The organism is Colwellia sp. Bg11-28 (genome assembly GCF_002836245.1).
Taxonomy (GTDB): Bacteria; Pseudomonadota; Gammaproteobacteria; order Enterobacterales; family Alteromonadaceae; genus Colwellia; species Colwellia psychrerythraea_A.
The window spans coordinates 1,304,834-1,324,173 of the sequence record NZ_PJBA01000018.1; the positions used below are offsets into that span (position 1 = coordinate 1,304,834).

General features: G+C 39.6%; 16 protein-coding genes. 12 read left to right on the plus strand and 4 right to left on the minus strand.

Going from position 1 to position 19,340, the window contains the following annotated elements; translation table 11 throughout:
• The first annotated feature begins 238 nt into the window (after positions 1–238).
• Together CXF79_RS23935 and CXF79_RS23940 are read left to right on the plus strand one after the other, a co-directional pair.
• Entirely contained in the window at positions 239–388 is a 150-nt protein-coding gene (locus CXF79_RS23935; RefSeq protein ID WP_442871902.1) for a hypothetical protein, read from the plus strand.
• Positions 389–489: 101 nt separating this feature from the next.
• Positions 490–807, plus strand: a complete 318-nt coding sequence (locus tag CXF79_RS23940; protein WP_442871903.1) for a GreA/GreB family elongation factor — start codon at positions 490–492, stop codon at positions 805–807.
• Between the two features lie 82 nt (positions 808–889).
• Here the strand turns inward: CXF79_RS23940 and traF are convergent, their stop codons facing one another.
• Together traF and CXF79_RS22800 are read right to left on the minus strand one after the other, a co-directional pair.
• Entirely contained in the window at positions 890–2,398 is a 1,509-nt protein-coding gene (gene traF / locus CXF79_RS22795) for a conjugal transfer protein TraF (RefSeq protein ID WP_101158081.1), read from the minus strand.
• 162 nt (positions 2,399–2,560) lie between these two features.
• Positions 2,561–3,472 carry a peptidylprolyl isomerase gene (locus CXF79_RS22800; protein ID WP_011045687.1) on the minus strand — a complete coding sequence of 304 codons (912 nt, stop codon included), beginning with the start codon at positions 3,470–3,472 and terminating at the stop codon, positions 2,561–2,563.
• A gap of 41 nt (positions 3,473–3,513) precedes the next feature.
• Here CXF79_RS22800 and CXF79_RS22805 point away from each other — a divergent pair, with 41 nt between their 5' ends.
• The 8 genes from CXF79_RS22805 (at position 3,514) to recG (ending at position 12,769) form a co-directional block, all read left to right on the plus strand.
• Positions 3,514–4,224: a hypothetical protein gene (locus CXF79_RS22805; protein WP_011045688.1), complete on the plus strand. Its 711-nt coding sequence runs from the start codon at positions 3,514–3,516 to the stop codon at positions 4,222–4,224.
• Positions 4,225–4,461: 237 nt separating this feature from the next.
• Positions 4,462–5,652, plus strand: coding sequence for an amino acid aminotransferase (locus CXF79_RS22810; protein ID WP_101158083.1), 1,191 nt, complete (start codon positions 4,462–4,464; stop codon positions 5,650–5,652).
• 169 nt (positions 5,653–5,821) lie between these two features.
• On the plus strand, positions 5,822–6,478 hold the full coding sequence (gene gmk / locus CXF79_RS22815; protein WP_011045690.1) for a guanylate kinase: 657 nt from the start codon (positions 5,822–5,824) through the stop codon (positions 6,476–6,478).
• A 104-nt stretch (positions 6,479–6,582) separates the two neighbouring features.
• Positions 6,583–6,870 carry a DNA-directed RNA polymerase subunit omega gene (rpoZ, locus tag CXF79_RS22820; protein ID WP_011045691.1) on the plus strand — a complete coding sequence of 96 codons (288 nt, stop codon included), beginning with the start codon at positions 6,583–6,585 and terminating at the stop codon, positions 6,868–6,870.
• 295 nt (positions 6,871–7,165) lie between these two features.
• Complete coding sequence (gene spoT / locus CXF79_RS22825; RefSeq protein WP_011045692.1) at positions 7,166–9,277, plus strand: bifunctional GTP diphosphokinase/guanosine-3',5'-bis pyrophosphate 3'-pyrophosphohydrolase; 2,112 nt, start codon at positions 7,166–7,168, stop codon at positions 9,275–9,277.
• A gap of 58 nt (positions 9,278–9,335) precedes the next feature.
• Complete coding sequence (locus CXF79_RS22830; RefSeq protein ID WP_187148322.1) at positions 9,336–9,728, plus strand: RidA family protein; 393 nt, start codon at positions 9,336–9,338, stop codon at positions 9,726–9,728.
• A 200-nt stretch (positions 9,729–9,928) separates the two neighbouring features.
• Entirely contained in the window at positions 9,929–10,636 is a 708-nt protein-coding gene (gene trmH, locus CXF79_RS22835; RefSeq protein ID WP_011045694.1) for a tRNA (guanosine(18)-2'-O)-methyltransferase TrmH, read from the plus strand.
• 39 nt (positions 10,637–10,675) lie between these two features.
• Positions 10,676–12,769, plus strand: coding sequence for an ATP-dependent DNA helicase RecG (recG, locus tag CXF79_RS22840; protein ID WP_101158085.1), 2,094 nt, complete (start codon positions 10,676–10,678; stop codon positions 12,767–12,769).
• A 320-nt stretch (positions 12,770–13,089) separates the two neighbouring features.
• Here the strand turns inward: recG and polA are convergent, their stop codons facing one another.
• A complete protein-coding gene (gene polA, locus CXF79_RS22845; RefSeq protein ID WP_101158087.1) occupies positions 13,090–15,900 on the minus strand; it encodes a DNA polymerase I in 2,811 nt (936 codons plus the stop codon).
• A 792-nt stretch (positions 15,901–16,692) separates the two neighbouring features.
• Here polA and CXF79_RS23780 point away from each other — a divergent pair.
• Entirely contained in the window at positions 16,693–16,902 is a 210-nt protein-coding gene (locus CXF79_RS23780) for a hypothetical protein (protein ID WP_101158089.1), read from the plus strand.
• Between the two features lie 236 nt (positions 16,903–17,138).
• Entirely contained in the window at positions 17,139–17,579 is a 441-nt protein-coding gene (locus tag CXF79_RS22855; protein ID WP_101158091.1) for a DUF4399 domain-containing protein, read from the plus strand.
• 128 nt (positions 17,580–17,707) lie between these two features.
• On the opposite strand, the gene gorA is transcribed toward CXF79_RS22855, so the two are convergent.
• Positions 17,708–19,072, minus strand: a complete 1,365-nt coding sequence (gene gorA / locus CXF79_RS22860) for a glutathione-disulfide reductase (RefSeq protein WP_101158093.1) — start codon at positions 19,070–19,072, stop codon at positions 17,708–17,710.
• Between the last annotated feature and the right edge of the window lie 268 nt (positions 19,073–19,340).

The window sequence follows — 19,340 nt, forward strand, 5'->3', positions numbered from 1 at the left end:
TTTCTATATTATAGGGTCTGTTGATCTTTCGCGGTTAAATTTTGTTCGCTTTCTTTAACGAGAATAAAGCGTTTTAATCGCGGCGAGTAGTGTGTAGCCTAGTCACTCTAAGCAAATACTACTCAACAAAGAGTAAGACGCTTTTAACCGAATCCTTCGGACAGCGTTTGTTGCAAAAACAATCTCGAAAGGTCAATAGCCCCTAACAAAACACTACTTTATTATGTAAAATGGCACGATGAAAAGATCAAGTTATATAACTCGCGCAGGCTGGGACCGTTTAGATAAAGAGCTTAAGTTTCTTTGGAAAGACGAACGTCCCAAAATTACTCGCTCAGTCAGTGAAGCAGCGGCACAAGGTGATCGCAGTGAAAATGCTGAAGAATAGTAATGTATAAATAATAGACCATAAATTTCAAATAATATGACATAACTCTATTTATAGTATGTCTAACAGTGGGGTTATAATATATTTATGGTAAGCGCCGTTTGCGTGAAATAGATCGCCGAGTACGTTTTTTAATGAAACGTACAGAAGATTTAACCATAGTGTATCCCGATCCTCAGCAAGAGGGTCGAGTCTTTTTTGGGGCTTGGGTCACTTTAATCAACGAAGATGATATTGAAGTTGTTTATCGTTTAGTCGGTCCTGATGAATGGGACGTAAAACGAGGAGAAATTAGTATCGACTCCCCTATGGCTCGTGCGTTATTAGGTAAAGCCGTTGACGATGAGATAGTTGTAAATGCACCTGAAGGTGAGCGTGTTTTTGATATTGTCAATATTAGCTACAAGCTAACGAGATAACGCTAATCGTAATATTGTCTTTATAAAGCGAATTAACTACAGAGTTAATTCGCTAATTTCTTTTCAAATCTAGAGATAGAATTTAGTAATCAAATTGTACGCCTAAACGAATATTTGCACCACGCAACATCTCACTGCCATCTAACGTAACCGTATCTAAAGTGGTTGCCACATCAATGTTAATAAATTTCATGACGGTCACCCCTGCGTTTACATAGGCAAGCTTTGAACCCGCTAAGTTACGGCTAAAACCTAAACGTGCACTAGGCAACCACCAACTGTCTGCTGCATACCCGCCTGTTAATGTGAACCATTGGTAATCATCATGCATAGGATCTTCAACCGCATTGGCATCTAACTCAAGGTTTAAACTCCAGTGACGTTGGTCAGTAAAAATACCTGCCTCTAACTTCAATTGACGCTCCATAGTATAAGAGCTTTGGTCATTAAGCTGACTTAATATTTTTAATGACGTAAATGATCTTCTATCGAAGTCAGGAAATTCATAGGTATGCTCAAAGAGGCTGTTTACAGAGGCGCCTACCTGATAATGATCTGCCGCCCAAACAATTCCTAAATCGACATCAAAACCATTTTGGTAAATAAAATCAGCATCTTTAATATCCTCAAACAAATCTTCAGTATCGGTAATTTCACCAATACGAGTACTGGTATGGGTTAAACCAACCCGATAAAAGATAGGTTTTACGCCCAAATATAAATCGCCGGCATCACTTTGTATAACATTGCGACTGTAAGATAAGGAAAACTGCGCTATTTTTGTTGCTTTAACCAGCAACAAACTGTCATTGTCGACAGACATTTTAACTCTTTTATTCGCGGGGTTATAAAATAAGCTAATGCCATCAGATAGGTCGATTTCTTGTATCGGATCATTTTCATCAAAATCAGGGATTGTTTTCAATTGCGCCTTTGCATAGTCTGAATCAAAGGTAATTTCCTCAAAAATACCCACTGCTTCTGAATTGCCTTTATATGCCATACCGAATAATAAAGTGCCGCCAAAGAAGTCTTCATGCAAAACAAAACTCGCCTCGCTTGTTAATTCCGCTTTACCGTAGCCTTCAGCGGTAATTAAGGCTAGCAAACTTGCGGTGGTCACTACCTTTGTTTTAATAATCTCAAGGCGATCTTCTAGCTCCGGGTATTCGACAAAAAGATCTTCCCATAGGTAATCCCTATCAGGATTTTCTAGGCTAGGGGGAGCTTCGCTACCAGCGCCGTCATCACCTTCGCTCGGCGGATTAAACAATAATGATAATTCATCTATTTTGCCAAATAATTCATCTAAATTACCATATTCAACACCGCCGCCTATTTCAAAAGAACCACCGGTCATCACATGGGGGTCTTTACGCGCAACAATAAGTGCTGCCGCTGCAGGATTTCCGGCATTTGACAGTGATTTTTGCGAATAATTTTGGCTAGCACTTCGTGGCTGAATATCTGCCCAAGCAGAGTTACTTAACGCGGACAGACTAAGAAAAGTAATTACTGTAGCTAAGCCATTGTGCTTAGCTGCAGCTTTGAGGAAGTCGCTTTTTAATAATTTTAATGAGAATAATGGCAAAATATCGTCCCTGTTCAGCTATTAACTATAGATAATTGTATTATTAATGAGCTACTTTAACATATTGAGAACAACAGAACACGGGTAAAGGGATTAAATTACAAAGTCATAACAACTTTACACAGCACTTTCCACATTGCTAAAAAATATTTATCGGCTGTTTTATTTCACTCGTCGACTTCTAATAGGGATCTGACAAACATCAAGCACAGGTGGGGGCTTTTTATAGAAAAAAGCACTATCACGAGCACGACGTTTCACTAGGCGATCAGCAAAATTTGTTGATTCGGTATTTTCAACTTCGATATGAATTTGATCTGCTTTTGTCACATCACTCATCAATTGCATACTGACTATTTTAGTAAAATCTCGATGATCTACAGCATAATCGCCTTTGACAACCTCCGTTCGCTGTATTGCTTGGATATGTTGCATACCGTAAACCACACGGCCAAAGATAGTCATAATACGGTCTAAATAGCGTGGTGCTTGACCAATAACAAAATAGAAGTGACTCGATGCTGAATCGGCTTCATTATTTCTAGCCATTGCGACAGTACCTGGACAGTGTGTTAGCCAAGCTTTACCAGTATTTCCGTCATTACTTGCTTGGTAGCCAAGAGCAAAACTGTCTTTAAAACCTGTCTGTTCGGCAAATAAATCATTTTCCTGTACCGATGTGTATGTCCACTTTTTATCTGTCTGCCACTCTGCTTCCATCGCCAGAAGTGGTACCGAGCGGTCTTTTTTACTGCCATCTTTCGGGCCAGCTTGAGCGACAAAACCATCTATCACGCGATAGAAACTTGTCTGGTCATAAAAGCCTTGTTGAGTTAGCTGACTGAATTGAGCTACGTGTATAGGGGAAAACTGAGGAGCTAATTCAATAACCACTTTGCCATGGGGCAAGGTTAATAACACCGTATTGTTTAGTGATAATTCACGCCAAACAGAATCTGCTGAGTTATCCGCGCCGCAGGCGTTAATAAAAAATAACGTTGTTAACGTCAAGATACTTTTCAAAGAAGCTGTCATTGCTGGGTTATCTATTTTAAGTAAATTAAATGCTATCATAGCCGCTTTTAAAATTTAACCAAATCATCTTGGAGTATTTCGTGAACAAAAGCCTTATCACTAACCTTATTGCATTAGCTTTTACAGTAGGGGGCTATGTTAGCGAGCATCATATTCTTTTCACATTAGGCCTTTTTGCCTTATCTGGCGCCATCACTAACTGGCTTGCTGTGTATATGCTATTTGAAAAGGTGCCATTATTGTATGGCTCAGGTGTCATTCCTGCGCGTTTTGAAGAGTTCAAAATTGCTATTCGTCAATTGATGATGGAACAATTTTTCACTGAGCAAAACATTGACCGATTTCTTTCTGATAGTTCAGGCAAAGCCAGTACCCTTAATTTGGCCCCTGTCATCGAGAAGATTGACCTATCCCCCGCCTTTGACAGCTTAGTTGCTGTTATTGAAAGTTCTTCTTTTGGTAGCATGCTTGCCATGGTCGGAGGTAGTGAAGCTTTGCAACCTATGAGAGAACCATTTATTGAGAAGATGAAAATCTCTATACAAGATATCGCGCAAAGTGAGCAATTTAATACCTTGTTACGAGAAGAATTAGAACAACCAGATATAATTTCCGGCATGCGGGACAAAGTCAGCGATATTATTGAAAAACGTCTTAATGAATTGACCCCTCAATTAGTTAAAGAAATAGTTCAAAAAATGATAAAAAAACATCTTGGTTGGCTAGTCGTTTGGGGGGGCATATTTGGCGGTGTTATTGGCGTAATTGCTGCGATTACGAATAATTTTTAGTTCGTTTTATCAATAGTAAAATTTCTTATTTGATAAATAATTTTGCACTTATAAAATAAAGACTGACATCCGTACAAATTAATCTTACTTTTGTCACGATATGGCATAAAAATCACTTTAATTACGCCCTAACTTTACGTTATGCTTGAGTGATTAAAAATTAGAGAGTTTGAACTCATAAGCGCGATGATGCCTTATGGACGTAACTCTCTTCAAACCATAAGGTAAACTTCTGTCATGTTTGGTAGTTTAAAGGCTTTGCCTGCCGATCCAATTCTTGGATTATTAGCTAAATATAAAAAAGATAACAACCCAAATAAAATTGATTTGGGTGTTGGCGTATTCAAAAACGAAGCAGGTCATACTGCCGTTTTAGATTGTGTAAAAAAAGCTGAACAACATCGTACCAATACTGAAGACAGTAAAGTTTACATTGGCCCTACAGGCTCTCCTGTCTTTAATGACGAAATGGCTAAACTTATTTTTGGCGCTGAGCATAAAGTATTAAATGAAAATCGTGCTCGCACCATCTCAACTCCTGGTGGTACTGGTGCTTTACGTGTTGCTGCAGAATTTATTAAGTCTTGCAAAGCTGGCGCTACTATTTGGGTAAGTAACCCAACATGGGCAAACCATACTGGTTTATTCGCAGCGGCTGGTTTAAACGTTAAAACATATCCTTATTACGATTATGAGAACAAAAGCTTAGACTTTGACGGCATGTTAAATGCCCTTAAAGAAGTTAGTAGTGATGATGTGGTGCTATTACACGCTTGTTGCCATAACCCAAGTGGTATGGATTTAAACAATGAACAATGGCAACAAGTTGCGAATGTGGCTAAAGATGTTGGTTTCACGCCATTAATTGATATGGCTTATCAAGGATTTGGCTCAGGCTTAGACGAAGATGCTTACGGTTTGCGTCTTATGGCAGAAACAGTTAAAGAAATGATTGTTTGTAGTTCATGTTCTAAAAACTTTGGCTTATACCGAGAACGTATTGGTGCTTGTACTATCATTGGTGAATCAAGCATTGCTGTTGATATTGCTAACTCTGTTTTACTTTACGTTGTGCGCGTTATCTACTCTATGCCACCAGCGCATGGTGCCGCTATTGTTGAAACGATCTTAAGTTCAGATGAGCTACGCAACGAGTGGTATGTTGAATTAAAAGCAATGCGTGATCGCATTAATGGCAATCGTACATTAATCGTTGATAAGTTAATAGAAAATGGTGTTACTCGCGACTTTAGCTTTATTAGTCGTCAAAATGGTATGTTCTCTTTCTTAGGCCTTACGCCTGAGCAAGTTCAACAGCTACAAGACGAATACAGCATTTATTTGGTGGGCTCTAGCCGTATGAGTATTGCTGGTATTGCCAATAGCAATGTTGATTACTTAGCAAAATCTATTGCTAAGGTGCTTTAGCACTCTCGCAAGTCATCTGCTAAAATAGCAAAAAAATCTGGCTGAGCTTTTTTTATTCTAATAGAGTAAAATATGGCTTAGCCTTTTTTATTGGCTGCAATTTATTCCCAAGCTGGCTAATTAATGACTCCTCTTGGTACAACTTAATATGTGATTCAAGGAAAACCCTGTGATTGTTCCCGGTAATTTATTTATTCTTTCTGCGCCAAGTGGCGCAGGAAAATCAAGCCTTATCAATGCCTTGCTAAAACCTGATAATCAAGCCTCCGCAAGAGCCATGCAGGTATCTATTTCTCATACCACGCGAGATGCCCGCCCTGGTGAGAATAATGGCGAACATTATCACTTTGTTAGCGTTGAAGAATTTAAAAAGCAAATCAGCCTCAACGCCTTTTATGAGTATGCTGAAGTATTTGGCAACTATTACGGCACTTCTGAAGCAGCTATTGATGCGCAACTTTCTCAAGGTATTGATGTTTTTCTCGATATTGATTGGCAAGGTGCTCAGCAAGTTCGTATGAAAAAACCTGGCGTAACAACTATTTTTATTAGCCCGCCGTCTAAAGAAGAGTTAGAAAGTCGCTTAAGAGGTCGTGGCCAAGACAGTGATGAAGTCATTGCTAGTCGTATGGCACAAGCGCAAGCTGAATGTTCTCATTATAATGAATTTGATTACGTCATTGTTAATGACGATTTCGAGCAAGCCTTGCTTGATCTCACTACTATTGTAAATAATCAGCGCCTTAAATGTCGTCAGCAAAGCATCGCGCAGCAAAGTTTATTTAGTAAGTTGCTAAACATTGAAGCCGTGGAGCCAACTGAATAGGCAAAAATCTCTCCAGTTGTATAGGGTATCGCTTGCTTAATTAGTGAGTGGGCAGTAAACTACGCAGCTATTTTGTAAGTTGTTTTATTAGTTGGAGTGCCCAGATGGCTCGCGTAACTGTTGAAGATGCCGTAGATAAAGTCGGCAATCGTTTTGATTTGGTGCTAGTTGCATCACGTCGTGCTCGTCAAATTGCAACGGGTGGAAAAGATCCATTGGTTGATGTCGAGAATGACAAACCAACTGTAATTGCTTTGCGTGAAATCGAAGCAGGCTTAATTACTACAGACATTATGAACACTTCTGATCGTGCACAACAAATCCAGCAAGATACTGCTGAATTAGATGCTGTTGCAGCGATTGTTGGTGGTCAACAAGAAGAATTAAGCTAAAGTTAATATTTCTCTTTTGAGAATAAATTAATTTAAGCTCTTAAAAACGCGTAATCTATATTCTGCTTTATATCAGAATATAGATTACGCGTTTTTTTATTGCTTAAGTTTTATTTTTTCCTTGTACATAGACCGTATTGCTGCGTATTGTAGTTATACTAATGAAACTTCAATCAATGCCTCCCCTCTAGCCCTTTTAATGCTCGCTGAACCGTGCGTTTCGAGGTAACATTAGTACATACTAGGGTATATACTCGAATTACCCCCATTTGCCCCCTTCAATTTGGAGTTTTAGGTGTACTTATTTGAACCTTTAAAAGAACTTAGCTCTACTTATCTATCAAAAGTACAAATTGATTTGCTTAAACACGCTTATGTTGTTGCGCGTGATGCCCATGATGGCCAGATGCGATCCAGTGGTGACCCTTATATTACTCACCCCGTTGCTGTAGCTATTAATTTAGCGCAAATGAATCTAGACCATGAAACCCTCATGGCAGCGTTATTACACGATGTTATTGAAGACACCGAAGTAACCAAAGATGAATTAGCTGAACTTTTTGGTCATACCGTGGCTGAACTCGTTGAAGGTGTTAGTAAACTCGATAAACTTAAATTTAATAACAAAGAAGAAATGCAAGCGGAGAACTTCCGTAAGATGGTACTTGCCATGGTGCAAGATATCCGAGTTATTTTAATCAAGCTTGCCGATCGTACCCATAATATGCGTACCTTAGGCTCTTTACGACCAGATAAGCGTCGACGTATTGCTCGCGAAACGTTAGAGATTTATGCACCAATAGCTAACCGTCTAGGTATTCATGATATAAAAAATGAATTAGAACTTCTCGGCTTTGAAGCGCTTTACCCCATGCGTTCTCGCGCTTTAAAATCTGCAGTACAAAGTGCCCGCGGTAATCGTAAAGCTATTATTGATAACATTGAAAAAGAAATTGCTGCACGTTTGGCCGAAAGCGGTATTGACGCGCAAATTATAGGCAGAGAAAAGCACCTTTATTCAATTTATCGTAAAATGCTAAATAAAGAATTAATGTTCAATGAAGTGATGGATATCTATGCTTTTCGCGTTATCGTGCATGATAAAATTGATAACTGCTACCGCGCGTTAGGTGCTATGCACAACCTATTCAAGCCGATTGAAACACGCTTTAAAGATTATATCGCCATCCCTAAAACTAATGGTTATCAATCACTGCACACCTCGTTAATTGGTCCGCATGGCATTCCAGTAGAAATTCAAATCCGTACCCATGATATGGACCAAATGGCCGACAAAGGTGTTGCTGCTCATTGGTTATACAAACAAGATGGTGACAACACGGGTACAACGGCGCAAATGAAAGCCCGTCGTTGGATGCAAAGTTTATTAGAGCTACAACAAAGTGCAGGCAGCTCTTTCGAGTTTATTGAAAACGTTAAGTCTGACTTATTTCCTGAAGAAATTTATGTCTTCACTCCGGACGGCCGTATTATTGAGCTACCAATGGGCGCAACCGCAATCGATTTTGCTTATGCAGTGCACACTGATGTTGGTAATTCTTGTGTCGGCGTTAAGGTTGATCGCAAACCTTATCCTATGAGCCGACCCATTGACTCTGGCCAAACCATTGAAGTAATAACGTCAGCATCAGCAAGGCCTAATGCAACTTGGTTAAACTTTGTCGTTACCGCTAAAGCTCGCTTACAAATCAGAACTTATTTAAGAAGCTGTGAAAAAAATGAATCTCATGCTTTAGGTTTGCGTTTGTTAAGTCACGCCCTCGGTAAAACTAAACTTGTAGATCTAGCACAAGAAAAAATTGATGAAGTAGTGCAACAAAGTGGCAATAGTACTTTTGAAGAATTATTGACGAATATCGGTTTAGGTAATGCCTTGAGTATCGGTATTGCTAGACAATTAACCGATGGTTTTACCGAAGACAATGAATTAACATCGACTACCAGCCCCAAGACCAAAATGCCGATAAAGGGTACCGAAGGCATGTTAGTCAGTTACGGTAAATGTTGCCGTCCTATCCCTGGCGATGCTATTTTGGCTTACTTAAGCCCGGGTAAAGGTTTAATGGTGCATCAGCAAGGTTGTCGAAACATTAAAGGCCACGACCAAGGCAGCTTATTCCCGGTCAAATGGGATAGCGATATTGATAAAGAGTTTATTGCTAAATTACGGGTAGAAATCATTAACCATCAAGGTGCATTAGCATTATTAACTAATGCAGTTGCAAAGTGTGGCTCTAACGTTCACAACCTAAATTCTGGTGAAAAAGAAGCTGGCTTATACGTAATAGACATGGAAATAACCTGTCGAGATCGTATTCATTTAGCGGATATTATTCGAAAAATTAAAGTCATGATTGATGTACAACGCGTCATTCGAAATAAATAAACAAAACAATTACCACAGCAGTCTCCAAAGACTCTCCAAAGATTACTCTAAAGGAAAGATTATGAAAAGTATTATCAGTACAGACAAAGCACCTAGCGCCATTGGCCCATATAGCCAAGCAGTGAAAGTAAACAATACAGTTTATTTATCAGGCCAAATTCCACTTGTTGCTGAAACAATGACAGTAATTGAAGGTGGCTTTGCTGAACAAGCAGAACAAGTATTTAAAAACCTAGTTGCTGTATGTGAAGCCGCGGGTGGCGACATTAACGATATGGTTAAAGTGAATATATTCTTAACGGATTTAAGTAACTTCGTCACAGTTAACGATATTATGAGTCGTTACTTTAGCCAACCTTACCCAGCAAGAGCGGCAATACAAGTATCTAAGTTACCAAAAGATGTTGATATTGAAATTGACGGTGTGATGGAACTTCCTAGCGTTAACTAAAAATATGCTTCATGAATGAAAATTAGTCGGCATTGTCTGCGCTGTTCGTCTAAATCACTTATAGATATAAGCTCAATAGACTCACAGCTTGACGGCTTTGCCTAACTAACATTCATTTTGCCTATTTGGTTGGCCCAAGTTAAGTTTAAGTGACTAATAAAAGCCACATATCAGCTCAAAATTATTTAAAAGATTAAAAAATGACTCCAGAAAGATTAGCACGTATTAATACCATGTTAGACAAACGCCAACCTGATTTAACGGTATGCATGGAAGGCTTACACAAATCTCATAACTTAGCCGCCGTAGTACGCACTTGTGATGCTATTGGTATTAGTGATGTTCATGCGGTATGGAAGAGTGAAGAGGCGGAAGTACGCGGTGGTAGTGCCGCAGGTAGCCAAAATTGGATTGATGTCCATAATTACCATAAAACAGCCGATGCCATTGCTGCGTTAAAAGCACAGGGCATGCAGGTATTGGTGACCAACTTGTCTGATACTGCTGTTAATTTTACCGAAATTGATTATACCAAGCCCACCGCTATAATTTTAGGCCAGGAGAAGTTTGGCACCTCAGAAGAAGCACTTGAGCTAGCTGATCAGCATATTGTTATTCCTATGGTCGGCATGGTGCAATCACTGAATGTTTCGGTTGCTTGTTCGGTCGTTTTATACGAAGCACAACGCCAGCGCGCTGCAGCGGGTATGTATGATCAACCTCGCTTAAGTAATGAGCGCCGTCAACGTACTTTATTTGAAGGTGGTCACCCTATCTTTGCAGAAGCTTGTCAGCGTAAGGGGTTACCGTACCCTGAAATAGATGAAGCAGGTCAAATTGTAGCTGATGAAAAATGGTGGCAAAAAATGCAAATGAACAAGAAAGCTTGGCAACATCTCGATGACTAGTTATCTAGATACAAGAGCTAAGCTGAGCTGAGGTTACCTATGGCACTGGAAGCGTTAAGCCGATTATCACAAGTTCCCCTGAGTACCCTCAAAGGTGTCGGACCTAGTTTAGCGGAAAAACTAGAGAAAATTGGCTTGCTGTCAGTGCAAGATATGCTTTTTCACCTGCCTTTACGCTATGAAGATAAAACGCGTATTACTACAGTGCGTGATTTATTAGTCGGTACCTCAACCAATATTATTGGTGAAATAACTGATAGCCAAATCACCCATGGTAAACGCCGAATGTTGGTGGTTACTCTTCATGATGGCACTGGCAGTATTCAACTGTGCTTTTTCAGCTTCTCCGCCAGTCAAAAAAACAGCTTAGCGATTGGCAAAACTATCCGCTGCTACGGCGAAGTAAAACGTGGGCCACGTGGTTATCAAATTGTTCACCCCGAATATAAATCCCTTGATGACGATATAGAATTAACCCCGGTTGAAGAAACCTTAACGCCTGTTTATCCCAGCACCGACGGTCTAAGACAAATATCCCTACGCAGTTTAACCGAACAAGCGTTGATTCGATTACAGCGAGGGCAAGTTGAAGAGTTATTACCCGCGAATCTTTTTAATGAGCAGTATTCTCTCAGTGAAGCGTTAACCATCATTCATCGTCCGCCACCCGAGGTATCGGTTGAGCAATTAGAACAAGGTCGTCATCCTGCTCAGCAACGGTTAATTAAAGAAGAGTTACTTGCCCATAACTTAAGTATGCTTAAACTTAGACAAAATAGTGATATCCATGATGCGGTATCACTATTGGGTGATGAAAAGATCAGTCAAAAATTTTTGAACGCATTACCTTTTTCCCCCACTAATGCGCAAACACGCGTAGTCGAGGAAATAAAAACTGACTTAGCTAAAACTCAACCCATGATGCGTTTAGTGCAAGGCGATGTTGGCTCAGGAAAAACGTTAGTCGCTGCCCTTGCTGCATTAACCGCTATTAGTGAAGGTTATCAAGTCGCTTTGATGGCACCTACTGAAATTCTTGCTGAACAACACGCTATTAATTTTGCTAACTGGTTTACACCACTTGATATTAGCGTCGGCTGGCTGGCTGGTAAAACCAAGGCAAAAGCTAAAAGACTGGCGCTTGAGCATATTGCTAGTGGTGAGATGCAAATGGTTATCGGCACCCATGCACTATTTCAAGCTGATGTAGTCTTTAAAAACCTAGTGTTAGTTATAATTGATGAGCAACACAAGTTTGGCGTTCATCAACGCCTCACTTTACGTGAAAAAGGCGTGTTCGATGATAAATACCCTCACCAGTTGATCATGACGGCAACCCCTATTCCTCGTACCTTGTCTATGACCGCTTATGCCGATTTAGATACCTCGATTATTGACGAACTTCCACCCGGTCGTACCCCAATCAATACAGTAGCTTTACCTGACTTACGCCGCGGGGATGTCATTGAACGAATTCGCCAAGGCTGTGTTAATGATGGTAGGCAAGCTTATTGGGTATGTACCTTAATAGAAGAGTCCGAAGTATTACAATGCCAAGCTGCCGAAGATACTGCGATTTTATTACAAGAACAATTACCTGAGTTAAAAATTGGTTTAGTACATGGCCGGATGAAGGCCATTGAAAAACAAGAAGTGATGGATGCTTTTAAATCGGGTGATTTACACCTGCTAATTGCTACTACGGTGATTGAAGTGGGAGTTGATGTACCTAATTCCAGTTTGATGGTTATAGAGAACCCTGAGCGCTTAGGATTGGCCCAGTTACATCAATTACGTGGTCGTGTTGGCCGAGGCTCTGTCGCCTCTTTTTGCGTGTTATTATATAAAGCGCCCTTATCAAAAACAGCCACTAAACGCTTAGCAGTATTACGAGAAAGTAATGATGGTTTTGTGATTGCAGAAAAAGATCTTGAAATTAGAGGGCCTGGGGAGTTACTCGGTACTAGACAAACAGGTTTAGCAGATCTTAAGATTGCCGACCTATTGCGTGACGGATACTTAATACCTGAAATAAAGCAAAAGGCCTATTTATTATCACGCCAACAACCTGAATGTGCTCAAGCATTAATTCAACGTTGGTTAGGTAATAAAGAGCGTTATTCTAACGCCTAAAAGTCATTCCAAGTCCATTACGTTATTTCCCACTCAGCGAGAATTAAAGGGCTTAGAGGCAATGCATTGATCGAAGAGAATTGTTATTCAGGAAAATACGCTCCTGCATTCTCTAATAAGCTGCATCCATACAGCGTCCTTGTCAAAATCAATAACGCTGTATGTAAGCCTTTACTTTTTTATTAGGTACTCGCCCTTGGGAGCTTGTCAGAAAATGCACTGGATAAACAGATCGCCATAAAAAAACCACACAACATGCTAACATTGCGTGGTTTTCTCTTATCAGTGTATTAACCTACTAGCTCAGGTTAAAAATAAAATTAATGCGCCTCATCCCAGTTATCGCCAATGCCAGCCTCTGCAATTAATGGCACACTCAGCTCTACCGCATCATTCATTAACGTCACCAATTTAGCTGTGGTTTCTTCAACAATATCTTGATGAATTTCAAAAATCAGTTCATCGTGAACTTGCATAGTCATTTTTATACGGTCATCATTTTGCTCAAGTAACCATGAATCTACGGCTAACATGGCCTTTTTAATAATATCCGCAGCGGTTCCTTGCATCGGTGCATTGATTGCAGCTCGCTCGGCCGCTTTTTTACGCATACCATTTTTAGCATTAATATCAGGTAGATATAATCGACGACCATATAAGGTTTCAACATAGCCCTGCTCACTCGCTTGTTGACGAGTATCTTCCATATACGTTAATACACCAGGGTAACGCTGGAAATATTTATCTTGGTACTCTTGCGCCTGCTGACGACCAATATGGAGCTGCTTGGCTAAACCAAATGCTGACATACCGTAAATTAAACCAAAGTTAATAGCTTTAGCACTACGTCGTTGATCGGTAGTAACCTCATCAAGTTCAACAGCAAAGATTTCTGCCGCTGTCGCGCGATGGATATCTTTACCTTCGCTAAAGGCAGTGACTAAACCTTTATCGTTCGACAAATGTGCCATTATGCGTAATTCAATTTGAGAGTAATCTATCGCGACTATTTTATGATCTTTTGGTGCAATAAAAGCTTGGCGAATTTTGCGGCCTTGTTCGCTGCGAATTGGAATGTTCTGCAAGTTTGGATCGGTTGAAGATAAACGCCCTGTTGCCGTAACCGCCTGATGATACGAAGTATGCAAACGATTAGTTTTATCGCTCACCATTAATGGTAACTTGTCGGTGTACGTCGACTTCAGTTTACTAAGTCCTCGATTTTCCAAAATAACCTTGGGTAATGGGTAATCGAGCGCTAACTCTTGCAATACTTCTTCTGCTGTTGAAGGAGCACCTTTGGGTGTCTTTTTGATGACCGGGATTTTTAAATCTTCAAAAAGAATTTGCTGTAATTGCTTCGGTGATGCCAAGTTAAAGCTTTTACCTGCTAAATTATGTGCTTCAATTTCTAGTTCATCTAAACGCTGACCTAGGGTAAAGCTTTGTTCAGCTAAGATATCACTATCAATTAATACACCGGTTTGCTCCATGCGGGCCAGTACAGGTAATAATGGCATCTCGATTTCATTGAAAACACTTAACATTGAAGCGGTTTCTGCTAACGCGGGGAAAATAGCCTGATGTAATCGCAAGGTGATATCCGCATCTTCCGCGGCATAGTGACCCGCTTTTTCAATGTCAATTTGGTTGAAAGTAAGTTGTTTAGCACCTTTACCTGCTACATCTTCAAAATGCACGGTTTGATAATCAAGATATTTCAGTGCTAATGCATCCATATTATGTCGGGTAGCAACACTGTTATAACAATAAGACTCGATCATGGTATCAAACTCGATGCCTTGCAAAGCAATATCATAATGGCTTAATACATTGGCATCATACTTAAGATTTTGACCAATCTTTTTAATGGTTTTACTTTCGAGTAACGGTTTTAATTGCGCTAATACCCACTCTTTATCAAGTTGCTCAGGGGCATCTTCATAATCATGAGTCAATGGTACATAAGCAGCTTTCCCCACTTCAATAGCAAACGATACTCCGACTAGTTCAGCCTTCATATAATGAACACTAGTGGTTTCAGTATCAAAAGCAAAAGACTCGCACGCTTGTAACTTTTTCAACCACTGTTCAAAAAGCTCTTTGTCTAAAATAATATCGTATTGAGTTTTTTCAACGTCTACAGCTTTAATTTCAACGGCCTGCTCGCCCACCGAAGCTGTAGAGTCTGCTTTAGTTTTTTTAGCTACGCTACTAGTGCTCGCGCCAACGTCACTTCCACCTTTACCTAAGTCAGCTAACAAACGTTTTAGTTCGAACTTTTGATAAAGTTCAGCTAATGCGTCTACGTCTGGTTCACTAGCCGCTAATTCTCCAGCCGTTTGTTCTAATTCAACATCACATTTAATAGTGGCTAATTGATAAGACAATGGCAGTTGTTCTAATGCATCACGAAGATTTTCACCAATCTTGCCTTTTACTTTGTCCGCATTGGCAATAACTTCCTGCATGGTGCCATGTTCTGCTAACCATTTAACGGCAGTTTTGGGACCACACTTAACAACGCCAGGAATGTTATCAACTTTATCCCCCATTAATGCAAGATAGTCGATAATTTGATCAGGTCTAACACCAAACTTTTCACTAACGCCAGCAACATCCATTTCTACATCGGTCATGGTATTAATCAAACGAACATGCTTAGTAACAAGCTGCGCCATGTCTTTATCACCGGTCGAAATAACGGTTTCAATACCAAGCTCATCAGCTTGTTTTGCCAATGTACCAATAACATCATCGGCCTCAACACCCGGAATAACTAAAAGTGGCAAACCCATTGCTGTAATAATCTCATGTATTGGTGCAATTTGAGTACGTAAATCATCAGGCATTGGTGGACGATTGGCTTTGTATTCGGGAAACATGTCATTACGAAATGTTTTACCTTTAGCATCGAAAATAGCGATGATATTGCCATTGGGGTAGTCTTTTTTTAAACTACGAAACATATTCAATACACCAGTAATAGCTCCCGTAGGTTGACCATCAGCGGTTGAAAGAGCTTGCAAATAAGGTACGTGATAGGCTCGAAATAAATACGATGAACCATCGACCAATATTAAGGGTGATTGCGAGTTATTAGAGTCTTGGGTGGTTGCAGAAATTGTCATAAGAAATACGCGAAGCGACTAAATTAAGCTAAAGATGGCTAAGCATGCCACAAAGCGCAAGTAGGCTCCACTTTATCAGTATGCTTTATTGATGCTGCTTGTGGATAACCTTGTGGTCAAGTACGAAAAACAGCCAGAGATTTGTAAATGTCAAATCTGGCCTTGTCAATATAATACTTTGGTTTTATTGAATAAAAAGGTTTTTACAATACCTTTAAATACATAGTGATTTTATTTTAACTATATGTGGATAATTTTATTATCACGTTATTTTTTAGCTGTACGAAAAATCGGCTGAAGAAAATAACGTGGTAAGAGATTATCAGAATTTGGCGTGATTACCAGTGCATTATTAAACTTTTTTTACCAAATAATGACACTTTTAAATAACAAAAAAACATAAGCGAGTAAGGGCAATAGCTAGCAAGAGATCCACCAGTTAAATAATTTTTTTGTATAGTAAAAAATATTTTTTTTACTATACAAAGAGAGTATTTTCGTCATGGTTTTGAATGCACGATAGGATAACTCTATTTAAATAATTTTGTTTGTTCTAAGCTCGTGAATGTGACGCTATTCTGCCCCATAAATTAATCCGTTTGATATAATAATAGGGGTGCAGATATTATTTGTTGAATTTTGTCTTAAACAAAGGGACTGTAAAATTTACTTAATTTAGTTCTGAGCAAATTGGTTTATCTTACTTTGTTATAATCGTAGGTAGATTAGGGTATGTTGATCTTTCGCGGTTAAATTTTATTCGAGATAAAAGCGTTTTAATCGCGGCGAGTAGTGTGTAGCCTAGTCATTCTAAGCAAATTATACTCAACAAAGAGTAAAACGCTTTTAGCCGAATCCTTCGGACAGCGTTTGTTGGTCATTTTTACGGCGTTATCGCCTTTTTATGTGGAACAACCACATGGCAAAGACTCTGCCTTGTATAAATACCCAACAAACCGCTGTAAAAACAATCTCGAAAGGTCAACAGACCCTAATATGTAATAAAATCTAAGAATAAGAAGTATTATTATTTAGGTAACCTTATAATTTTGCTATATTTGCTTGTGAGGTTTCTAAGGGATTTATCAATCGCCGTTCCTCTTGCTAAGTAAAGCACTTATTATTCTGACACTTACTCAAGTTCAAATTTGATAATCCGTTTTAATCGAAATCATTGACAGTAAACTGGGCTCTAGCTACCTTTAGCCTTACCTATATACCTACTAACGAGTTATATTATGAAAAAATTTGTTCAATTATCACTACTCACTTTGGCTTTAACCCCAGCTCTATTAGCCTCTGAGCTAGTCAGTGCTAATAGTTTGCCGCAATCTGTATCTCCGGCTAATGCCTCGGTATACATTATTTCACCTGTAGATGGCGCAACAGTGCCAGCTACGTTTACAGTAACCTTTGGTTTAAAAGATATGGGAGTATCTCCCGCAGGTATCGAGAAAAAACATACAGGTCATCATCACTTATTAGTAGACAAAGACTCTCTGCCTGCTTTTGATGTGCCTATGGGCGGCGATGTTCAGCACTTTGGCGGTGGACAAACACAAACAACGTTAACCTTGCCTAAAGGACAGCATACTTTACAACTTATTTTAGGCGATCATCATCATATCCCTCATAAGCCTGCGGTTGTTTCAAAGAAGATCACCATTACTGTTGAGTAATATACCCTCTGGATTAATTGATTAGTCCGCTTGGTATAGTCACCAGAGTTTTTAATGGTAATGAATATAGCTACTGACTTTTCGTTAGTAGCTATACTTTTTTTGCGAGTCAATTTGCAGAGTAATAATTACAGAGTAACAAACTCTTCTGCTGAGGTCGGATGAATAGCAATAGTGTTATCAAAATCAGCTTTCGTTGCGCCCATTTTCATTGCCACAGCAAAGCCTTGTAATAATTCATCACTACCAAAACCAATACTGTGTAAACCAACTACTTTTTCTTCCTTGCCTGCACAAATTAACTTCATTCGTGTCGGATCACGATGGTCCTCAGTGATTGCTTGATACAGTGCAGTGAATTGCGATTTATAAACGGTAATATTTTCCTCACCGTATTGCGCAATAGCTTCGTTTTCAGTCAATCCAACGGTGCCGATAACTGGATGACTAAATACTACCGTAGCAATGCCGGAATAATCTAAATGCTCTTCAGGTTTATTATTAAATAAACGCTCACATAAACGACGACCCGCAGCAACAGCTACCGGCGTTAATTGTGCACGACCGGTGTTATCACCTACTGCATATATACCGTCTACATTGGTATTTTGATATTTATCTGTTTCGATAAAACCACGTTCATTCATAGCAACACCAGCGGCCGCTAAATTAATATTGTCGGTTGCTGGTTCACGGCCAATTGCCCATACTAAGGTTTCAACTGGTCCAATAGTTTTCCCATTAGTTAGATGTATTACTAAGCTGCCATCTGCCAATTTTTCGATACGTTCTGGCGTGCTGTGGTTATGTAACGTTGGGCCATGTTTTGCCATTTGCTCTACTAAGGTATCGCTCAGCATGTTATCAAAACCACGTAATGGTTTTTCTTTACGCACCAATAAATGCGCTTTTGTACCTAAGGCATGAAACACACCCGCTAACTCGACCGCGATGTAGCCTGCGCCAACAACAGCAACACTTTTAGGCTGCTCTGTTAAGGCGAAAAAACCATCTGAATCGATGCCATAGTCAGCACCTTCAATATTTGGCAGAGTGGGACGCCCACCTGTAGCAATAGTAATATGATCTGCGGTGATTAACTCACCGTTGACTTCAACAGTGTTTTTATCAACAAATTTGGCAAATCCATCAATAACGGTTACATCGTTAGCATCAAAACCACGCTGATAGGCCGCATGAATTCGTTCAATATAAGCTTCTCGGTTAGCGACCAATTTAGCCCAATCAAACTGAGGAGTGTCTTGAGTAAGATGTTGAGCAAAACCGTAATCACTCGCATATTTCAATGCGTCAGATATCTGCCCTGCATACCACATCGCCTTTTTAGGTACACAACCAACATTTACACAAGTACCACCAATGTATTTGGCTTCAATAACTGCTGCCTTTTTACCTAACTTTGCTGCGCGGTTAGCGGATGCTATACCGCCACTGCCACCGCCAATGGCAAGATAATCAAAATGTTGTGTCATGGTTTCACTCATTAGTTAACGTATTGTTTAAATAGAATGTGGGCGCAAAATACACTTTATTCAAGTATTAAAGTAATAATATTTAATAACTTTCTCTGTAATTAGTTGTCCACTTTATCGAATTAGTTATTGGTATACACCCAAACTACATCCAGATGTAGGTTTTAGCTGAAATCAGAAACGCCCTCAGACAAGGCAATGGTTGGAGGGATAGTATGCTATTTGCGAAATTAATAACGTAGCATAAAACATTTCTAAACTAGCCCTG